The sequence below is a fragment of the Pseudomonas sp. ANT_H12B genome, assembly GCF_008369325.1.
GTDB lineage: Bacteria > Pseudomonadota > Gammaproteobacteria > Pseudomonadales > Pseudomonadaceae > Aquipseudomonas.
The window spans coordinates 98248-116101 of sequence record NZ_VOBI01000021.1 but is presented as its reverse complement, the minus strand read 5'-3'; the positions used below and the strand labels follow the sequence as shown (position 1 = coordinate 116101).

The 17854-nt window shown below is 60.0% G+C and carries 17 protein-coding genes; 5 read left to right on the top strand and 12 right to left on the bottom strand.

Annotated features, from left to right (window positions below; translation table 11 throughout):
• Positions 1 to 605: 605 nt before the first annotated feature.
• Together FQ185_RS25860 and FQ185_RS25855 are read right to left on the bottom strand one after the other, a co-directional pair.
• On the bottom strand, positions 606 to 3677 hold the full coding sequence (locus tag FQ185_RS25860; protein WP_149419917.1) for an efflux RND transporter permease subunit: 3072 nt from the start codon (positions 3675 to 3677) through the stop codon (positions 606 to 608).
• Between the two features lie 6 nt (positions 3678 to 3683).
• Complete coding sequence (locus tag FQ185_RS25855) at positions 3684 to 4784, bottom strand: efflux RND transporter periplasmic adaptor subunit (protein ID WP_149419916.1); 1101 nt, start codon at positions 4782 to 4784, stop codon at positions 3684 to 3686.
• 94 nt (positions 4785 to 4878) lie between these two features.
• Here FQ185_RS25855 and FQ185_RS25850 point away from each other — a divergent pair, with 94 nt between their 5' ends.
• Complete coding sequence (locus FQ185_RS25850) at positions 4879 to 5514, top strand: TetR/AcrR family transcriptional regulator (protein WP_149419915.1); 636 nt, start codon at positions 4879 to 4881, stop codon at positions 5512 to 5514.
• A gap of 44 nt (positions 5515 to 5558) precedes the next feature.
• Here FQ185_RS25850 and FQ185_RS25845 read toward each other — a convergent pair whose 3' ends face one another.
• Positions 5559 to 6341 (bottom strand): class I SAM-dependent methyltransferase, encoded by a 783-nt coding sequence (locus FQ185_RS25845; RefSeq protein ID WP_149419914.1) that lies wholly within the window; start codon positions 6339 to 6341, stop codon positions 5559 to 5561.
• Between the two features lie 93 nt (positions 6342 to 6434).
• Here FQ185_RS25845 and FQ185_RS25840 point away from each other — a divergent pair, with 93 nt between their 5' ends.
• The gene (locus FQ185_RS25840; protein WP_149419913.1) at positions 6435 to 7055 is read left to right on the top strand and encodes an energy transducer TonB; all 621 of its coding nucleotides are present in this window, start codon (positions 6435 to 6437) and stop codon (positions 7053 to 7055) included.
• 17 nt (positions 7056 to 7072) lie between these two features.
• On the opposite strand, the gene FQ185_RS25835 is transcribed toward FQ185_RS25840, so the two are convergent.
• The 7 genes from FQ185_RS25835 to ppc all read right to left on the bottom strand — a co-directional run bounded on the left by FQ185_RS25835 (position 7073) and on the right by ppc (position 14314).
• Entirely contained in the window at positions 7073 to 7768 is a 696-nt protein-coding gene (locus FQ185_RS25835) for an extensin family protein (RefSeq protein ID WP_149419912.1), read from the bottom strand.
• The gene (locus FQ185_RS25830) at positions 7768 to 8592 is read right to left on the bottom strand and encodes an oxaloacetate decarboxylase (RefSeq protein WP_149419911.1); all 825 of its coding nucleotides are present in this window, start codon (positions 8590 to 8592) and stop codon (positions 7768 to 7770) included. Before FQ185_RS25830 ends, FQ185_RS25835 begins: the two co-directional genes overlap by 1 nt.
• Before the next feature lie 32 nt (positions 8593 to 8624).
• The gene (locus FQ185_RS25825) at positions 8625 to 9485 is read right to left on the bottom strand and encodes a DUF72 domain-containing protein (protein WP_149419910.1); all 861 of its coding nucleotides are present in this window, start codon (positions 9483 to 9485) and stop codon (positions 8625 to 8627) included.
• Positions 9485 to 9790, bottom strand: coding sequence for a hypothetical protein (locus FQ185_RS25820; protein ID WP_149419909.1), 306 nt, complete (start codon positions 9788 to 9790; stop codon positions 9485 to 9487). Before FQ185_RS25820 ends, FQ185_RS25825 begins: the two co-directional genes overlap by 1 nt.
• Before the next feature lie 188 nt (positions 9791 to 9978).
• Positions 9979 to 10653, bottom strand: coding sequence for a tRNA (adenosine(37)-N6)-threonylcarbamoyltransferase complex dimerization subunit type 1 TsaB (gene tsaB / locus FQ185_RS25815; protein ID WP_149419908.1), 675 nt, complete (start codon positions 10651 to 10653; stop codon positions 9979 to 9981).
• A 93-nt stretch (positions 10654 to 10746) separates the two neighbouring features.
• Positions 10747 to 11394: an adenylate kinase gene (gene adk / locus FQ185_RS25810; RefSeq protein ID WP_149419907.1), complete on the bottom strand. Its 648-nt coding sequence runs from the start codon at positions 11392 to 11394 to the stop codon at positions 10747 to 10749.
• Positions 11395 to 11683: 289 nt separating this feature from the next.
• A complete protein-coding gene (gene ppc / locus FQ185_RS25805; RefSeq protein ID WP_149419906.1) occupies positions 11684 to 14314 on the bottom strand; it encodes a phosphoenolpyruvate carboxylase in 2631 nt (876 codons plus the stop codon).
• Between the two features lie 200 nt (positions 14315 to 14514).
• On the opposite strand from ppc, the gene FQ185_RS25800 reads away from it, so the two are divergent.
• The 3 genes from FQ185_RS25800 to FQ185_RS25790 all read left to right on the top strand — a co-directional run bounded on the left by FQ185_RS25800 (position 14515) and on the right by FQ185_RS25790 (position 16493).
• Positions 14515 to 14859 carry a pilin assembly protein gene (locus FQ185_RS25800; RefSeq protein WP_149419905.1) on the top strand — a complete coding sequence of 115 codons (345 nt, stop codon included), beginning with the start codon at positions 14515 to 14517 and terminating at the stop codon, positions 14857 to 14859.
• 376 nt (positions 14860 to 15235) lie between these two features.
• Positions 15236 to 15649: a DUF4398 domain-containing protein gene (locus FQ185_RS25795; protein WP_149419904.1), complete on the top strand. Its 414-nt coding sequence runs from the start codon at positions 15236 to 15238 to the stop codon at positions 15647 to 15649.
• A 49-nt stretch (positions 15650 to 15698) separates the two neighbouring features.
• Entirely contained in the window at positions 15699 to 16493 is a 795-nt protein-coding gene (locus tag FQ185_RS25790) for an OmpA family protein (protein ID WP_149419903.1), read from the top strand.
• 112 nt (positions 16494 to 16605) lie between these two features.
• On the opposite strand, the gene FQ185_RS25785 is transcribed toward FQ185_RS25790, so the two are convergent.
• Entirely contained in the window at positions 16606 to 16935 is a 330-nt protein-coding gene (locus FQ185_RS25785; RefSeq protein ID WP_149419902.1) for a hypothetical protein, read from the bottom strand.
• A complete protein-coding gene (locus tag FQ185_RS25780) occupies positions 16932 to 17846 on the bottom strand; it encodes an alpha/beta hydrolase (RefSeq protein ID WP_149419901.1) in 915 nt (304 codons plus the stop codon). The genes FQ185_RS25785 and FQ185_RS25780 overlap by 4 nt, the downstream gene beginning before the upstream one ends.
• Between the last annotated feature and the right edge of the window lie 8 nt (positions 17847 to 17854).

The following is a 17854-nucleotide window of genomic DNA, read 5'->3' as shown; positions in this document are numbered from 1 at the left end:
CGCTTCTTCATGTACTACAACCGCACCAGACTCCACAGCTACAACAACTACCTGTCGCCAATAGCTATGGAGCAAAAAGCGGCATAAGCACCGTAACCGGTGTCCGGATTTACTTGACCAGTTCAGCTTGCTCGCGATGGCGGCGCGTCAGTCGACATCAATGTTGAATGAACAATCGCCATCGCGAGCAAGCTCGCTCCCACAGGGAATCGGTGTTCGCCTTTTGCTTCTCACCACTCAACAGGCCGAGCGTTAGCTCGCCTGCAGCTTGTGATCTTGATCCACCCGCCCCGTCGGGAGGCTGAGTGGAGGTGTTCATCTGGGGGGCAGGCGCGTAGCGCCGTTCGACGCAGTCGAACACATCGAGAGGAGGTCGAAGCGAAGCCGACCGGAGGCGATGCCCCCAGATGAATACCGGAACGAAGGAACTCCGAGCCTAAGCGAGGGGCCGGACGCTTGGGGCGAGACTTTTTGGTTCCTTTTGTGGCGTTTGACAAAAGGGACTCGCCGTAAGGGCGAAACCCTAAGTGGCCGTTACCGCAGAAACGGATATGTACACCAACAACAAGAGCTTGGTCGGCCCGAAGGCCGCCAAGATCAAAAGATCAAACGGCCTCTTTCTTGACCCTGAACCAAGCCGCATACAATGCCGGCAAAAACAGCAACGTCAACGCCGTCGCCACGATCAACCCGCCCATGATCGCCACCGCCATCGGCCCGAAAAACACACTTCGCGACAGCGGTATCATCGCCAGCACCGCCGCCAGTGCAGTCAATACAATTGGCCGGAAGCGCCGCACCGTCGCCTCGATAATCGCTTGCCACGGCTTGAGCCCGGCAGCGATGTCCTGCTCGATCTGGTCCACCAGAATCACCGAGTTACGCATGATCATCCCCGAGAGCGCGATGGTCCCGAGCATGGCGACAAAACCGAACGGCTGACGGAACACCATCAGGAACAGCGTCACGCCAATCAACCCAAGCGGTGCCGTCAGAAACACCATCACCGTGCGTGAGAAACTGCGCAACTGCAGCATCAGCAACGTCAGCACCACCACGATAAACAGCGGTACACCGGCCTTCACCGAATTCTGCCCGCGAGCCGAGTCCTCCACAGTGCCACCGACATCCAGCAGGTAGCCGTCCGGCAGTTCGGCGCGGATCGGGTCGAGCGTCGGCATGATCTGCTGCACCAGGGTCGCCGGTTGCTCCTTGCCGTAGATGTCGGCGCGAACCGTCACGTTGGGCAAGCGGTTACGGTGCCAGATGATGCCTTCTTCAAATCCATATTCCAGGGTCGCGATCTGCGACAGCGCGACGCTGCGACCGTTGTCGGTCGGCACCGCCAGACTCGGCAGCAACGACAACTCTGTGCGCTCATGCAACGTGCCGCGCAGCAGAATCTCGATCAACTCGTTGTCTTCACGGTACTGGCTGACGCTGGAACCGGTCAGCGAGCTTTGCAGGAACTGCGACAGCTTCGCCGTACTCACACCCAGTGCCCGCGCGCGGTCCTGATCGACGTTCAGATAAACGACTTTGCTCGGTTCCTCCCAGTCCAGATGGACGTTGACCACGTGCGGGTTCTCGCGAACCTTGGCCGCAACTTTGCGGGCCAGCGCGCGGACTTCCTCGATGTGCTCGCCCGTTACCCGGAACTGCACCGGATAACCAACCGGCGGGCCGTTTTCCAGACGCGTGACTCGCGAACGCAGGGCCGGGAATTGTTCGTTGAGGGTTTCGATCAGCCAGGTACGCAGGGTTTCGCGCTCCTCGATGGTCTTGGCCAGGACTACAAACTGAGCGAAGCTCGCCGCCGGAAGTTGCTGGTCCAGCGGTAGGTAAAAACGCGGCGAACCCGTGCCGATATAAGCGACGTAATTGTCGATACCGGCGTGATCCTTGAGCAACCCTTCGAGACGCTTGACCTCATCGCTGGTGTTGCTCAGGGACGCGCCTTCGGCCAGTTTCAGGTCGACCATCAGTTCCAGGCGACCCGACGCCGGGAAGAACTGCTGCGGCACAAAGCGGAACAGGACGACAGAAGCGATAAACAACACGACGGTCAGGACGATAACCGTCTTGCGTCGCCGCACACACCACTCCACCAGACGCCTGACGCGCTGATAAAACGGCGTACCGTAAGGGTCGGGTTGGCCATCGCCGGTGCCGTGTTTGGCTGCGTGAATCTTCGCCAGGTCCGGCAGGAGTTTTTCCCCCAGATACGGCACAAACACCACCGCCGCAATCCAGGATGCCAGCAGCGCAATGGTCACTACCTGGAAGATCGAACGGGTATATTCGCCGGTGCCCGATTGCGCCGTGGCAATCGGCAGGAAGCCGGCGGCAGTGATCAACGTGCCGGTGAGCATCGGGAACGCGGTGCTGGTCCAGGCGTAACTGGCGGCCTTGATCCGGTCGAAACCCTGCTCCATTTTGATCGCCATCATTTCCACGGCGATGATCGCATCGTCCACCAGCAACCCCAGTGCCAGTACCAACGCGCCGAGGGAAATCTTGTGCAGGCCGATGCCCAGGTAATACATGCAGGCGAAGGTCATCGCCAACACCAGCGGAATCGCCAGCGCCACCACCATGCCGGTGCGCACACCGAGGGAGAAGAAACTCACCAACAGCACGATTGCCAGCGCCTCCACCAATACCTGGACGAACTCGCCGACACCGGTTTTCACCGCGGCAGGCTGATCGGAAACCTTGCGCAGCTGCATGCCGGCCGGGAGGTTTTTCTGGATCCGGTCGAACTCGATTTCCAGCGCCTTGCCCAGCACCAGAATGTCGCCGCCGTCCTTCATTGCCACGGCCAGGCCGATGGCATCTTCTGCCATGAAGCGCATGCGCGGCGCCGGTGGATCATTGAAACCGCGACGAACGTTCGCCACGTCCGAGATGCGGAACGTGCGATCACCGACGCGGATCGGGAAGTTCTTGATTTCATCGACCGTCTGAAAATTTCCCGACACCCGTAGCTGCAATCGCTCACTGGTGGTTTCGAAGAACCCGGCGGTAGACACCGCGTTCTGCTCTTCAAGGGCTTGCTGTACCGCCGCCAAAGGCAGGCCGAGGGTGGCGAGCTTGACGTTGGAGAGTTCGATCCAGATCTTCTCGTCCTGCAGGCCGAGCAGGTCGACCTTGCCTACATCCTTGACCCGTTGCAGCTGAATCTGCACGCGGTCGGCGTAGTCCTTGAGCACGGCATAATCAAAACCTTCGCCGGTCAGGGCGTAGATATTGCCAAACGTAGTGCCGAACTCATCGTTGAAGAATGGCCCCTGGATGCCCGGTGGCAGGGTATGACGAATGTCGCTGATCTTCTTGCGGACCTGATACCAGAGGTCCGGGATTTCCACCGAGTGCATGGAATCACGGGCAATGAACGTCACCTGGGATTCACCCGGACGGGAGAACGAAACGATGCGCTCGTACTCGCCGGTTTCCATCAATTTCTTTTCAATGCGCTCGGTAACCTGGCGCGACACTTCCTGCGCCGTGGCCCCCGGCCAGTTGGTGCGAATGACCATCGCCTTGAAGGTAAACGGCGGGTCTTCGCTTTGGCCGAGTTTGGTGTAGGACAGTGCGCCGACAACTGCCAGCAAGAGCATCAGGAACAGTACGATCTGGCGGTTGCGCAGCGCCCATTCGGAAAGATTGAAACCCATCGGGGATTACTCCTTGTCCGCCAGATTGACCACGCGGTTGGAGCGATCCACCGGGCGCACCTGCTGCCCCTCGAGAAGCACATGGACACCGGCCGCCACCACCCAGTCGCTGGCGTTCAGGCCTTCAAGCACCGGCACGGTTTTCTCGCCGAATGCGCCGATGCGCACGGGAATCTTCTTCAAAGTGTTGTTGGCGCTGACGACCCAGACATAAGTCGCGCCGTTTTCCGCGGTCAGTGCGGAAAGCGGTACCGACAGCGACACCACTTCGGCCGTCTGGATGAACACCCGGGCGCTCTGGCCGAGTTCAGCGGGGACTTTACCGGCGGTGAATGCGATGCGGGCGGCGAAGGTGCGCGATTTTGGATCGGCCGCGGGCGACAGTTCACGGATGCGCCCGGCGAAACGCTGATCGGGTTGGGTCCACAGTTCTACCGATACCGGCTGGCCGACCTTGAATCGGCCAAAACTCTGCTCCGGCAGGCTGATCAACACTTCGCGCTCACCATCGGTGGCGAGGGTAAACACGGTTTGTCCCGCGGACACCACTTGACCGACTTCCACCGCACGCTTGGCCACCACACCGTCTTGAGGCGCGCGCAACACGGCGTAGCTCGCCTGATTGGTCGAGACGTTGAATTCGGCTTTGATTTGCTTCAGGCGTGCTTCACCGGATCGGTAAAGGTTTTCAGAATTGTCGTACGCAGACTTGCTAACCATCTGACGGTCCATCAGGGTCTTGTAGCGATCGCGTTCAGCGCGCACCAGGCTCAGGTTGGCTTCGGCAGCGGCGACCTGGGCGCGGGTGGCTTCCAGTTGCAGACGCACGTCCTGAGGATCGAGCTCCGCCAGAGGTTGATCGGCCTTGACCCGCTGCCCCTCTTCGACCAGTCGTCGGCTGACTTTACCGCCAATGCGAAACGCCAGGTCCGGCTCATAGCGCGCACGAACTTCACCGGGGAAGCTTTCCATCGCCTGGGCCGAAGGCTCTGGCTGAACCACCATGGCCGGGCGGACAACGACTTGAGGCGCCTCTTCGTGACCGCACGCAGACAATAAAAACGCCAGACTGACTGGCACCGCGAGGGGCAAGGCATAGCGGAACATGGTGAAGGACCTTTCGCTAATGGTGCTTGGAATAATTATACTGGCGGGTATGTTATTAATAGCAAACTCACCAGTCCAGTAATAAAAGCGAATAATGCCAAACAGTCCATCAGCACCTAACGGTCCGGGCCGCCCCAAGGATCTGGCCAAGCGCCAGGCCATCCTGGATGCGGCGAAAATTCTGTTTCTGAGTAATGGTTATGCCAACACCAGCATGGACGCCGTGGCCGCCGAGGCCGGTGTGTCGAAGTTGACGGTCTACAGCCATTTCAACGACAAGGAGACGCTGTTCTCCGCCGCCGTGATGGCCAAGTGCGAAGAGCAGTTGCCGACGCTGTTTTTCGAGTTGCCGGACGGCGTCAGGGTGGAAACGGTGCTGCTGAACATCGCACGCGGCTTTCACCAACTGATCAATAGCGACGAATCGGTGAACCTGCACCGGCTGATGATGACGCTGGGCAGCCAGGACCCGAAACTCTCGCTGATCTTCTTCGAGGCCGGGCCTGAGCGCATGCTGCATGGCATGGAGCGGTTGCTGACCAAGGTTGATCAGAGCGGCGCGTTGAGCATCGACAAGCCGCGCCATGCGGCCGAGCATTTCTTCTGCCTGCTCAAGGGTGCGGGGAATTTTCGGTTGCTGTATGGCTGTGGCGAACCGCTGACTGGCGACGCGGCGGAAAGCCATGTGCAGGAAGTGGTGGGGTTGTTTATGCGGGCTTATCGGCCTTAGCGATGATCGTTCCCACGCAGAGCGTGGGAACGATCAGTGCTGGATCAAGGCTTGAGCGCTTTCTTCGGATAAATGTCATACCGGCTGGATTTGCCGTCCAGCGCATGACTCGGCTTCGGCCCCGCAATACACGGCGCCTTGCGCGGACGCTTGACCACCACCCGGTGACTGGCCAACGCCAACGCCGCTTCGAGCAATGCCGGTGCATCCGGATCATCGCCTACCAGCGGCCGGAACAGGCGCATTTCCTTCTTAACCAGGGCCGTTTTCTCACGATGGGGAAACATCGGATCGAGATAGATCACCTGCGGCGGCTCGCCTTCCCAATTGCGCATCACTTCGATCGAATTTCCCTTGAGCAAACGCATCCGAGCCACGATCGGCGCCACGTCAAAGTCTTCTGCGCCGCGTGCCAGGCCATCTTCAAGCAAGGCACCGATCAACGGTTGACGCTCGATCAGGCTCATCTCGCAGCCCAGGCTGGCCAGCACGAACGCATCCTTGCCCAGCCCCGCCGTGGCATCCAGAACACGCGGACGCACGCCCTGCGCAATACCAACCGCCTTGGCGATCATCTGACCCGTGCCGCCACCGAACAACCGGCGATGCGCCGCACCACCTTCGACAAAGTCCACCCGCACCGGCCCCGGCGCATCTGGCCCCAGTTGTTGCAACTGCAAACCCTGGTCGCCCACCTGCAAGGCAAACTCGCCGTCATCCACCTGCATAGGCAAACCCAGGCGCTCGGCCCATTGTTCGGCCTGTGGCTGAAAGGTCGTGGCCAAGGCTTCGACATGGATGCGGCAGGCCGCAGGTTGCTCAATCATGGGAAAACACGCTCAAAAAATTAATGATCGGCAAAAACGGCCGATAACAAAACTATCGAGCATTTTGCCAGAGCTGAGCGTCGACCGAGAGAAATGTCAGACATTCAACCCACATTCATAGGCTTCATCTCGCCCTACGGCGATTTCGGCCTGCGAAACTCCCAAGCACTGAGCGGCGTCAGTCACCTGTGGCAGGATTTTTTTGCCCAGGCCCTGGCCGATCAGTCGGGCGATGTCGTGCCGGCTTCTCTCGATTTTCCGCCGGTCGATCTCGACAGCGCGATCGAGCCAACGGTGGGCAGCGATCTGTACGCACACATCGTTTCCCAGCGCGAATGTGATGTGAAGGACAACGAAGTTCGCCCGCCCGAGCCTCTGTTCCTGCCAATTGCCGAGTTTGAAATGGACCTGGCCGACAAGCCTTTCCCACCCTTCCCGGCACAAGAAATTGTCGCTCAACAGAAACAACAGGATTTCGACAGCAGCTGGGTTCGTCCGATCGTACTGGCCGCAGGTCAGCCAATGCCAGAAGCCGGCCCGGCGCCACAACCGCGCCCGTTGTATCTGCCGATTGCCGAATTCGAACTCCATCTGCTGGACAAGCCGTTCCCGCCGTTCTCGCCCGAAGAGCTGGTGGCGCAACAGAAACAACTCGATTTCGATAACGGCTGGGCTCGCCCGATCGTCCTGCAAAACCTGCGCATCGCCGCCTGACTTTCAATAACAGGCCTTCAGCGACACACCCACCACGACCCGACATCCACGTGAAAATGATTGCGATGCGCGGCGTTGTAATCCGGGCTCAAAACCACACTGAACATGTCGCAGGCGTTATCACGGACCTGACGTAAAAACCGTGCGTCCTGATTATCCTTGGGCCAATCCTTGAGCACGTTGATGGATCGCCCATCAGCCAAGCGGAATCCGGCGATATCCAAAGCATTGGCGGTGGCATGCTGGCTGAGTCTGCCGTTCTCGCGGCCGTAGACATTGCGACAGGCAAAACTGCCGAGATGATCGACGCGCGCCACCGCCTGACCATAAACCGCCTGCGCCGCGGGTTGCAGGGCATGGTGCTCGAACAGGGCAAATGACACCGCCAGGCGGCAGCTGGCAACAAAGCTGCTGCTCAGGGCCACCTCGCCGCCCTGCACGCGCAGGGTGTTGGTCAGCGGACACTTCGCGTCAGGGCTGTCGGCCAAGTGAGCCACGCGTAGCCCGGAGCTGCCGAGGGCTTGATCGCACAACTGCGGATCATCGCGCAAACGCATCAGTTTGTAGCGGGTCAGAAAATTGGGCGCGGCCTTCACGTCCAGCGGCGCCCAAGGATTCCACTGTGGTGGCACCGAGATCCAGCCGCGCCAGACGCTCACGGCCGCCGCCCCCATGATCAACAGCATCAACAGCAGCCACCACCGAAACCGCATCAGCAGCCTTTGAACAATTGATTGGCCCGGGCGTACGGCATGGATCTCGATGTGAAGCCGAACGTGCCCGACGTCTTGATCTCTTCGGCAGCGCGGAAAAACTCGCCATACGCAGCCAGTGCCAGGGCCGACCCGACGCTGATCCGTTTGACGCCCATCTCACTCAGTTGCTCGACCGTCAGCTTGAGCCCGCCGGACATCAAGATATTGACCGGTTTGGGCGCCACCGCGCGCACCACCGCCAATACGTCTTCAGCGCTGCGCAGACCCGGCGCGTACAGCACATCTGCACCGGCCTCGGCGAACGCCTGCAAACGGCGGATCGTATCGGCCAGATCGGGATTGCCATGCAGAAAGTTCTCGGCCCGGGCCGTCAACGTGAACGGGAAAGGCAAACTGCGAGCCGCAGCGACGGCGGCTTCGATGCGGGCTACCGCATGTTCGAGGCAGTAGATCGGAGCGTCTTCGCGCCCTGTCGCATCTTCGATCGAGCCACCGACGGCACCGACCGCCGCTACCCGCAAAATGCTCTGTGCGCACGCAGTGGGATCGTCAGCAAAACCGTTTTCCAGATCGACCGCCACCGGCAGATCCGTGGCCGCGACAATCGCCTGAACGTTCGCCAGGGTCTCGTCCAGCGTCAGTCCGCCATCGGGACGCCCCCGTGAAAAGGCATAACCGGCACTGGTGGTGGCCAGCGCTTCAAAACCCAGGCTGGCGAGCATTTTCGCCGAGCCTGCGTCCCAGGGGTTGGGAATGACAAAGGCGCCGTCGCGTTCATGCAGCGCTTTGAACGCCTGGGCTCGAAGGGTTTGCGCATCCATTGGCAGGCTCCTGAAAAGAGGAAAAATCCGCCTCAGAGCAGGCCAAGTTGCTCGGCAGCGGGCTCTCTGTATAGCTCAGGCAGCGGCGGCAAGCCAGGCAAACGCAGCATCAGTTGTGCGTGAAAACGTTGCGCGAGCTTCGCGGCCAGCAAGTTGTCGGCGGTGTGCAGGAAGATGTAGGGCGTGCGGCCTTCTTCGATCCACAGGGCGATTTTCTCAACCCACGGCACCAGGAACGGATCGTTGGCCTCAAGCTGCGGATGGCCGATGAAGCGCACCTGCGGGAATTGGGTAAACGCCGCTGGACGAGGTGGGACCCTGGGCTTTTTCGATTGGGCGTGGAGTACTGAAGGATCGGTCGTCGTGCAGCTAAACAGCGCCCGGGGATCGAGGCAGATGCGCTCGACACCACGATCCAGAAGCAGACGATTGAGCACCCGCTCGCTGTCGCCCTTGGCGAAGAACTCGTCATGACGCACTTCCACTGCGAGCGGTCGTTGCAGGGCATCAATAAATCCGGCCAGCTCGGGCAAACGGTGTGGCGTGAAGCTTTTCGATAACTGCAGCCACAACGGCGAAACGCGCTCACCCAGAGGGCTGAGCAATTGCAGGAAGGTCTCGGCGGCGGTCAGTTGTTCGCGCAGGTCACCGCTGTGACTGATGTCACCAGGGAACTTGGCAGTGAAGCGAAAGTGTGCGGGCATGATCTCGGCCCAGCGCTGCACAGTGGCGGCAGACGGGCTCGCGTAGAAGGTCGTATTGCCTTCCACGGCGTTAAACACCTGGGAATAGAGACTCAGAAATTCGGCGGGTTTGGCGTCTTGCGGATACAGGTACTCGCGCCAGGCGTTTTCACTCCAGGACGGGCAACCGAGGTAGTAAGGCAGCACCATCAGATGTACAGGTCGAGGCCCAGCACATCCGAATCCCAATCGACAAAACCGGCGGTGCTCAGGTAGCTGGCCAAGGCCTTCGCGACACTGTTGCTCATGGCACGGTGATAAAGCATGTCTTGTTGACGGGCGGGGAGATTACTCAAGCGTTGCGCAGAGGCTTTGGCGGCGCGGGCGGCCAGTTGCTCTTCGGAGGGTATTTCCAGCTCGCCCTCGATATCGACGTAGTCGTCATCCGTCACAGGGCCTTTGCGAGGCTTGCGCTTGATGGGGTAGGACTGAGAGGAAAGGCCGTCTATACGCATACGTGCATGCTCGGTATCAGTGATGGCAGTTTAGTGGCGCATCATCCACTTCGCAAACCGCCGAGTGATAACTAGAACACAGAAATACAAAAAGGTTTAAAAGCTGGGGATATAAAACGACGATTGGCTGCGTTGCGCAGTCCGCCATCGCGGGCAAGCCCGCGATAGGGACAACTCGGTATTAAGGATTAACGCGCTTTGGGGGTGGCGACTTTATCGCGCAAGTACACCGGCTGAGCCTCATCAGCCACGATCGCTTCACCCCGCGCCCAGGCGAAACACGCCAGGGTCAACAGATCCTCAGCGTGAGGCAACATGCCCGCATCCTGCCCGGCGAGGCTGACGGCGATTCGCTCGGCATATCCCCAACCGGTGCCCGCGCCGAACCATTCGCCACTGGCGTCGGCCGGCAGCGTAGCCACTTCCGGTGGCAACACCGCTTCATGGCCGACCAGTCGCATCTCCCCCGCCGTTTCGCGGTAGCAGCCCCAATACACCTCATCCATCCGCGCATCGATGGCGGCGGCGACCTGACTGACGCCGTGCTCGCGGTAGGCGCGCTGAGCCAGCACCGCCAGGTTCGACACCGGCAACACCGGACGCTCCAGGGCAAACGCCAGTCCCTGCACCACACCGATGGCGATGCGCACACCGGTAAAAGCACCCGGCCCACGGCCGAACGCGATGGCATCGACCGCTTGCAAGGTGATGCCGGCGTCGGCGAGCAATTGCTGAATCATCGGCAACAGCTTCTGCGCATGCAGGCGCGGGATCACCTCGTAATGGCTCGTAACCTTGCCGTCATGCAGCAAGGCAACGGAGCAAGCTTCAGTCGCGGTGTCCAGGGCCAGCAAGGTGCTCATCGATGTTTCCGTAAGAGAGGTCAGAAAAAGTGCGCCAGTATAAACAACTACGGCCCGCAAGCGGGCCGTAGAAGATGAAGCAGATCAGTCTTTTCAGCTAAGCGCTTCAAGCACCTTGCCGGTGATCGATTCAACCGAGCCGACGCCAGCGATGTGGCTGTACTTCGGCTTGCCCTGATCAGCGGCCAGATTCTGGTAGAAGGCTACCAGTGGCTTGGTCTGGGAGTGGTAGACCGACAGGCGATGACGAACGGTTTCTTCGGTGTCGTCCTTGCGCTGCACCAGTGCTTCACCGGTGATGTCGTCTTTACCGGCAATTTTCGGCGGGTTGTAGACGGTGTGGTACACGCGACCGCTGGCCTCGTGAACACGACGACCGGCGATACGCTGAACGATCTCTTCGTCATCGACGGCGATTTCAACCACGTGATCCAGCTCCACACCAGCTTTCACCAGCGCTTCAGCCTGAGGGATGGTGCGCGGGAAACCGTCGAACAGGAAACCGTTGGCGCAATCAGCCTGACTGATGCGTTCCTTGACCAGATTAATGATCAGGTCATCGGAAACCAGACCGCCGCTGTCCATGACGCTCTTGGCAATCAGGCCCAGCTCGGTGCCGGCCTTGACCGCTGCACGCAGCATGTCGCCAGTGGAGATTTGCGGAATGCCGAATTTTTCGGTGATGAACTTTGCCTGAGTACCTTTACCGGCCCCGGGAGCTCCCAGCAGAATGACGCGCATCGATGTGCTCCTCAATTTTTTATATAGATATCGTCAGATTCGCCTCGTGGGGCCAATCTCAAAAATAGGAACGTGACCGCCCAAACGGCCAAAGGCTGATCAAGATACACAGCAGGCCCTGACCACACAAGCCGCCGAAAGTCGGAGAAACCCGCGACTTATGTGACCTTTGGATGGGGTACCCCAAGTCGCAACCCCGTCATTAACTGTCGCCTTGCAGCACTTTTCAGCCGCTCCCTGCAAAGGCACTCGACGCTCGCGCCGGGTGCCTTCCCCCACGACGAAAACCTTAGCCGGTATTACGCAAACCGGCGGCAATCCCCGCCACAGACACCAGCAGCGCCTGTTCTACCGGGCTACCCTGCGCCACTTCCTGCTGCCGCGAGCGCGCCAACAATTCGGCCTGCAATAGATGAAGAGGGTCGAGGTAAGTGTTACGCAAGCGGATGAATTCGAGCGTGTCTGGGCTATGTGCCAGTAGCTGCGACTGACCAGTCAGCCCCAGGACCACCGAGCACGCCTGCGACAATAGGTCGCGTAAATGCGCACCCAAAGGAAGCAGATCCGGCTCGACCAAGCGCTCATCGTAGGACCGGGCGATATCGGCGTCCGCCTTGGCCAACACCATTTCCAGCATATCGATGCGGGTGCGGAAGAATGGCCACTGCTCGCGCATTTGCCCCAGCAGCTCACCTTCACCGCGCTCCAGCGCCTTGCTCAGGGCCGCTTCCCAGCCGAGCCAGGCCGGCAACATCAGGCGCATCTGGGTCCAGCCGAAGATCCATGGAATTGCCCGCAGGCTTTCGATCCCGCCGGCGCGGCGCTTGGCCGGACGGCTGCCCAACGGCAAACGGCCCAATTCCTGTTCCGGAGTGGACTGGCGGAAATACTCGACGAATTGCGGATTTTCCCGCACCACGGCGCGGTAAGCGCTGACACCATCTGCCGCCAATTCGTCCATCAAGTGGCGCCAGGCTGGCTCCGGTGGTGGCGGTGGCAGCAAGGTTGCTTCCAGTACCGCCGCCAGGTACAGATTGAGATTCTGCTCGGCGATGTCCGGTAGGCCGAATTTGAAACGAATCATTTCTCCCTGCTCGGTGGTCCGGAAACGCCCTGCCACCGAACCCGGTGGCTGCGACAAAATCGCCGCGTGCGCCGGGCCGCCGCCACGGCCCACGGTGCCACCGCGACCATGGAACAACAGCAGCTCCACTTGCTGCTCGCGGCAGATGTCGACCAAGCGTTCCTGCGCCCGATACTGCGCCCAGGCCGCCGCCGTGGTGCCGGCGTCCTTGGCCGAGTCGGAGTAACCGATCATCACTTCCTGCGGCCCTTGCAGGCGCGCGCGATACCCCGGCAGCAGCAACAGTTTTTCAATCACCGGGCCGGCGTTGTCGAGGTCGGCGAGGGTTTCGAACAGCGGCACCACGCGCATCGGCCGCAATACCCCGGCCTCTTTGAGCAGCAGCTGCACCGCCAGCACGTCGGAAGCGGCGCCGGCCATGGAGATCACATAAGAACCGAGAGATGCGCCCGGTGCCGCGGCGATTTCCCGGCAGGTCGCCAGCACTTCGGCGGTGTCGGCGGACGGTTTGAAATACGCCGGCAGCAACGGCCGACGGTTGTTCAGTTCGCGCATCAGGAAGGCGATCCGCTCTTCCTCGCTCCAGTCTTCGTAGCGCCCCAAACCCAGGTAGTCGGTGATTTCAGTCATCGCAGCCGAGTGCCGCGACGAGTCCTGACGCACATCGAGCCGCACCAGGAACAGCCCGAAAGTCACTGCCCGACGCAGGCAATCGAGCAGCGGCCCATCAGCGATCACGCCCATGCCGCACTCATGCAACGAGTGGTAGCAAAGCTCCAGCGGATCGAGCAGGTCGCGATTGTTTTGCAGAACGTCGGCGGGTGCAGGTGTCGTCACCGTCAAGGAGGTGTGAGCCCAGTTACGCGTTGCGCGCAGGCGTTCGCGCAATTGTTTAAGTACCGCGCGGTAAGGTTCGGCGCTGTCTCCGGCCTTGACCTTCAAGTCGTCACTGGCCTGCTGCATCGACAAATCAGCTGCGAGTTGATCGACATCCCGCAGGTACAAGTCAGCCGCCATCCAGCGCGCCAGCAACAGCACTTCACGGGTCACGGCAGCCGTCACATTGGGGTTGCCATCCCGGTCGCCGCCCATCCAAGAGGCGAAGCGAATCGGTGCAGCTTCCAGCGGCAGATGCAGGCCGGTGGCGTCATGCAGCGCTTTATCGGCCTTGCGCAAATAGTTGGGAATCGCCTGCCACAGCGAATGTTCGATCACCGCAAAACCCCATTTGGCTTCATCGACAGGCGTCGGGCGGGTGCGGCGGATTTCTTCGGTGTGCCAGGCTTCGGCGATCAGGCGCTGCAATTTCGCCTGGATCTGCTCACGTTCGGCAGTGGTCAGGTCGCGATGATCCTGCGCGGCCAGTTGCGCGGCGATCGCGTCGTACTTCTGGATCAGCGTGCGGCGCGCTACTTCAGTCGGGTGTGCCGTCAGTACAAGCTCGATTTCCAGCCGTCCCAATTGCAGGGCCAGCGATTCGGCGCCATGACCTTCGGCAAGCAGGCGAGCAAGCAATTGCGGCAGGACCCGCGCTTCGAATGGCGCAGGCTGCGATTCTTCGCGACGGTGAATCAGCTGATATTGCTCGGCGATATTGGCCAGGTTCAGAAACTGGTTGAACGCCCGCGCTACCGGCAGCAACTCTTCTTCGCTCAATTGGTTGAGACTGGCGCTCAGCTCGGCGTCCATCGAACCGCGACGGTCGGCCTTGGCGCCCTTGCGGATCTGCTCGATCTTGTCGAGAAAGCCGTCCCCGTACTGTTCACGAATGGTGTTGCCCAACAGCTCACCCAACAGGTGAACATCCTCGCGCAAGCGTGCATCAATATCGGTCATCAGCAGTTCTCCAGCAAAAATCCGGGCGGCTATGAGCATAAAGAGTGCCGCCCTGAGGCGGTTCTTACAAGCAGACGACGAAGGGACTTTAAACCTTGTGCGTTGAAGCTAGTCTGAAGAGTAAGCCGTACAACGGCTGCCGCCGGCCACTGCCGGACATTCACACGGCCTGCCACGAGCAGGAGCGCACTGAGGTCACTATGAAAATCCGCCAGCTTGCCCATCATTGGGAAGAAAACGCCAAGGGTCGCCTGACCGACACCGGATACTCGATACATCTGGATGTGGAGGCCGCCGCTCGGCTGGCGGCGATTATCGAGATGTACCCCAAACGGCATCCCGAAGAGCTGCTCGGCGAATTGATTGGCGCCGCTCTGGAAGAGCTCGAGAAGAGCTTCCCGTATGTAAAAGGGTCGACCGTCGTGGCCACCGACGAAGAAGGCGATCCGCTGTACGAAGACGTCGGTCCGACCCCGCGTTTTCTCGCGTTGTCCCGTCGCCACTTGCACGATTTGTCGGCCGGTAACGACAAACAAAAACACTGATCCCGCCGGGATGAATCTGTGGGAGCGAGACTGCTCGCGAAGGCGTCAGTGCATTCAACATCAGGTTGACTGAACGACCGCTTTGGTGAGCAGGCTCGCGCCCACAAGCGTTGCTGCGCCCTTCAATAATTGCGTATTACCCACCTAAAAAAGGTCGGGAATACCGCTGCGCACCGCCAAAGTTCCCGACTTAGAGCCTTGTCCGCTCGATCAAGGTTTTTTCCGGCAATGAGCCATCTTCTCTGAACTTTTGAAAAACCCCTCGGGTCACAGCCATTAACCACGCCTGGGACGGCCGTTTCAAAACACCCCCGGAAATTGACGGTTACGGCTCCTTGCCCAGCATGGATTTTTAAGTTTTTCAGGAGTTATTCCAATGGAGTTGAAGACCATGAAAACCCGAACTGCCAAATCCTCGTTCAATCATCTGCGCGGCCTGAAGCTGGCTGCCCTGGCAATCGGCAGCAGCTTTGTTCTGGCCGGTTGCGCCGGTAACCCGCCGACCGAGCAATTCGCCGTGACCCAATCCGCCGTCAATGGCGCGGTCAGCGCTGGCGGTACCGAATTCGCCGCAGTGGAAATGAAGTCCGCCCAGGACAAGCTCAAACAAGCCGAAATCGCCATGCACGACAAAAAGTATGCCGAGGCCAAAGTGTTGGCCGAGCAGGCCGAGTGGGACGCTCGTGTGGCGGAACGCAAAGCCCAGGCGATGAAAGCCGAACAGGCTGTGAAGGACTCTCAGAAAGGAGTTCAGGAACTGCGTCAGGAAAGCCAGCGCACCGTGCAGTAAGCGGCGCGGCACGACGTACTTCTTATTCGACTAAAAGGACGAAACCATTATGCGCAAACAATTGATGATCCCCGCTCTCCTGGCCGCAAGCGTCGCATTGGCTGCTTGCTCCACGCCACCGAATGCAAACCTGGAACAGGCCCGCACCAACTACACCGGCCTGCAAGCCAACCCGCAAGCCAGCAAAGTCGCGGCGCTGGAAACCAAAGACGCCAGCGATTACCTGGATAAGGCCGACAAGGCCTACATGGACAAGGAAGACCAGAACACGGTCGATCAACTGGCTTACCTGACCAATCAGCGTGTTGAAGTGGCGAAGCAGACCATCGCTCTGCGCACCGCTGAAGCCAATCTGAAAAATGCCTCCGCGCAACGTGCCCAAGCGCGTCTGGATGCCCGCGACACGCAGATCAAGCAGTTGCAGGACAGCCTGAACGCCAAGCAGACCGATCGCGGGACGCTGGTGACCTTCGGTGATGTGCTGTTCGCCACCGACAGGGCCGACCTGAAATCCAGCGGTCTGGTGAATATCAACAAACTGGCTCAGTTCCTTCAGGAAAACCCGGACCGTAAAGTGATCGTCGAGGGTTACACCGACAGTACTGGTACGGCGAGCCACAACCAGTCGCTGTCCGAGCGTCGCGCCGGTTCCGTGCGCATGGCACTGGTGAAGATGGGCGTTGATCCAGCGCGCATCGTTGCCCAGGGTTACGGCAAGGAATACCCGGTGGCGGAGAACTCCAGCGTCTCGGGTCGGGCGATGAATCGTCGGGTGGAAGTGACGATCTCCAACGACAACCAGCCGGTGATTCCACGTTCGGCGATTAGCGCCAACAAGCATTAAACAGCTGTTGCGGTAAACAAAAGCCCCGCCTGATCTGATCAGGTGGGGCTTTTTGTTGGGCGATCACTCAACCCCGCTCCCACATTGGGTCTGCGGTGAACACAGACCGAGATTACTGCTCGAGTTTTTGCGGGGGTTCCTCGCCCATGCAGCGCACCGCTTTCTTCTTGTTGTTGACCAATACGCCGGTCAGGCCTTTCTGTTCGGTGTCGAACATCACCAGCACGCCGTCGATACACTGAGCTACTTGCGGGGCCGGTTGCAGGGAGACTTTGTAGTCTTCGCCCGGCACCGTCTTGAGCATGGTGAAATCGCTGAGCAGCAGCGCATCCTCAGGCTTTGCGAAGTGCAGGTAACCGTAGAACCACAGGGCCCCGACGGTGCCGAGGATGCTGCAGATACCGGTGATGATCAGCGGGATGGCGTTACGTTCTTCACTCATTGCGGACTCTCTGGTGGTTCATCTTCAGAATTTTTCGGCGCCGGATAATTCGGGACTTCACCCAGTCGGCGCAAACCGTTGAAATGCTGCGGGTCATCGAGATAACGCAGCATGACTGTGCGCCAGACCGGGTCGGCGAACGTCTGCACATGACCACCACGGGTCAGTTGCAGCACTCGCGGCGGCGGCGCAGCTTGATACAGACGGATGCCGTTGGAAAGGGGCACGATCGGATCGTCGATGCTGTGGTAGATCAGTTTCGGTACGCCATTGAGCTGCGCCATGGAGTTGATCGCGCTGTCGCCATCCGGCACCAGCCACGATAGCGGGACCTGGAACGTCCAGAACACCCAAGAGTTGCTCAACGCATAGCGACCGACACTGCGGTAACTGGCGGGCACGCCGTCGAGGACGACGGCCTTGAGTTGTTTCTGCCGTTCGGGGTGTTGAACCAGATAGTGAACGGCCATCGAACCGCCGAGGCTCTGGCCCAGGAGGATCAACGGCTTGCCCTTGACCTCCGGCGCCTGGTCGAGCCATTTGAACGCGGCATCGATGTCCTGATAGATCGCCGGCAAACTCGGTTCACCTTGTGACAGGCCATAACCGCGATAGTCCACCAGCAGCACTTGATAACCTTCCGCCGGCAACCACCAGCTTCCCCCAAGATGCATGGGCAGGTTGCCGCCGTTGCCGTGCAGGTGCAGCACCGTGCCTTTGACCTCGACACCTTTTTTCGCCGGCAGCCACCAGCCGTGCAGTTTGAGGCCGTCGGCGGTGATCAAGGTGACATCGCGGTATTCGAGTTTGGCTTTTTCCGGGGTAAACAACTGGCCGGGCTCGGGGTAGAACAGCAGCGAGCTACAACCGCCGAGGGTCAGAAGCAGGCAGAAAATGCCGAGGATTCTCATCCGTTGAA

Excerpts from the sequence above, each read along its gene's own strand:
- FQ185_RS25860 (WP_149419917.1), bottom strand. The coding sequence starts at position 3,677 with ATGGGTTTCAATCTTTCCGAATGGGCGCTGCGCAACCGCCAGATCGTA.
- FQ185_RS25855 (WP_149419916.1), bottom strand. The coding sequence starts at position 4,784 with ATGTTCCGCTATGCCTTGCCCCTCGCGGTGCCAGTCAGTCTGGCGTTT.
- FQ185_RS25850 (WP_149419915.1), top strand. The coding sequence starts at position 4,879 with ATGCCAAACAGTCCATCAGCACCTAACGGTCCGGGCCGCCCCAAGGAT.
- FQ185_RS25845 (WP_149419914.1), bottom strand. The coding sequence starts at position 6,341 with ATGATTGAGCAACCTGCGGCCTGCCGCATCCATGTCGAAGCCTTGGCC.
- FQ185_RS25840 (WP_149419913.1), top strand. The coding sequence starts at position 6,435 with ATGTCAGACATTCAACCCACATTCATAGGCTTCATCTCGCCCTACGGC.
- FQ185_RS25835 (WP_149419912.1), bottom strand. The coding sequence starts at position 7,768 with ATGCGGTTTCGGTGGTGGCTGCTGTTGATGCTGTTGATCATGGGGGCG.
- FQ185_RS25830 (WP_149419911.1), bottom strand. The coding sequence starts at position 8,592 with ATGGATGCGCAAACCCTTCGAGCCCAGGCGTTCAAAGCGCTGCATGAA.
- FQ185_RS25825 (WP_149419910.1), bottom strand. The coding sequence starts at position 9,485 with ATGGTGCTGCCTTACTACCTCGGTTGCCCGTCCTGGAGTGAAAACGCC.
- FQ185_RS25820 (WP_149419909.1), bottom strand. The coding sequence starts at position 9,790 with ATGCGTATAGACGGCCTTTCCTCTCAGTCCTACCCCATCAAGCGCAAG.
- tsaB (WP_149419908.1), bottom strand. The coding sequence starts at position 10,653 with ATGAGCACCTTGCTGGCCCTGGACACCGCGACTGAAGCTTGCTCCGTT.
- adk (WP_149419907.1), bottom strand. The coding sequence starts at position 11,394 with ATGCGCGTCATTCTGCTGGGAGCTCCCGGGGCCGGTAAAGGTACTCAG.
- ppc (WP_149419906.1), bottom strand. The coding sequence starts at position 14,314 with ATGACCGATATTGATGCACGCTTGCGCGAGGATGTTCACCTGTTGGGT.
- FQ185_RS25800 (WP_149419905.1), top strand. The coding sequence starts at position 14,515 with ATGAAAATCCGCCAGCTTGCCCATCATTGGGAAGAAAACGCCAAGGGT.
- FQ185_RS25795 (WP_149419904.1), top strand. The coding sequence starts at position 15,236 with ATGGAGTTGAAGACCATGAAAACCCGAACTGCCAAATCCTCGTTCAAT.
- FQ185_RS25790 (WP_149419903.1), top strand. The coding sequence starts at position 15,699 with ATGCGCAAACAATTGATGATCCCCGCTCTCCTGGCCGCAAGCGTCGCA.
- FQ185_RS25785 (WP_149419902.1), bottom strand. The coding sequence starts at position 16,935 with ATGAGTGAAGAACGTAACGCCATCCCGCTGATCATCACCGGTATCTGC.
- FQ185_RS25780 (WP_149419901.1), bottom strand. The coding sequence starts at position 17,846 with ATGAGAATCCTCGGCATTTTCTGCCTGCTTCTGACCCTCGGCGGTTGT.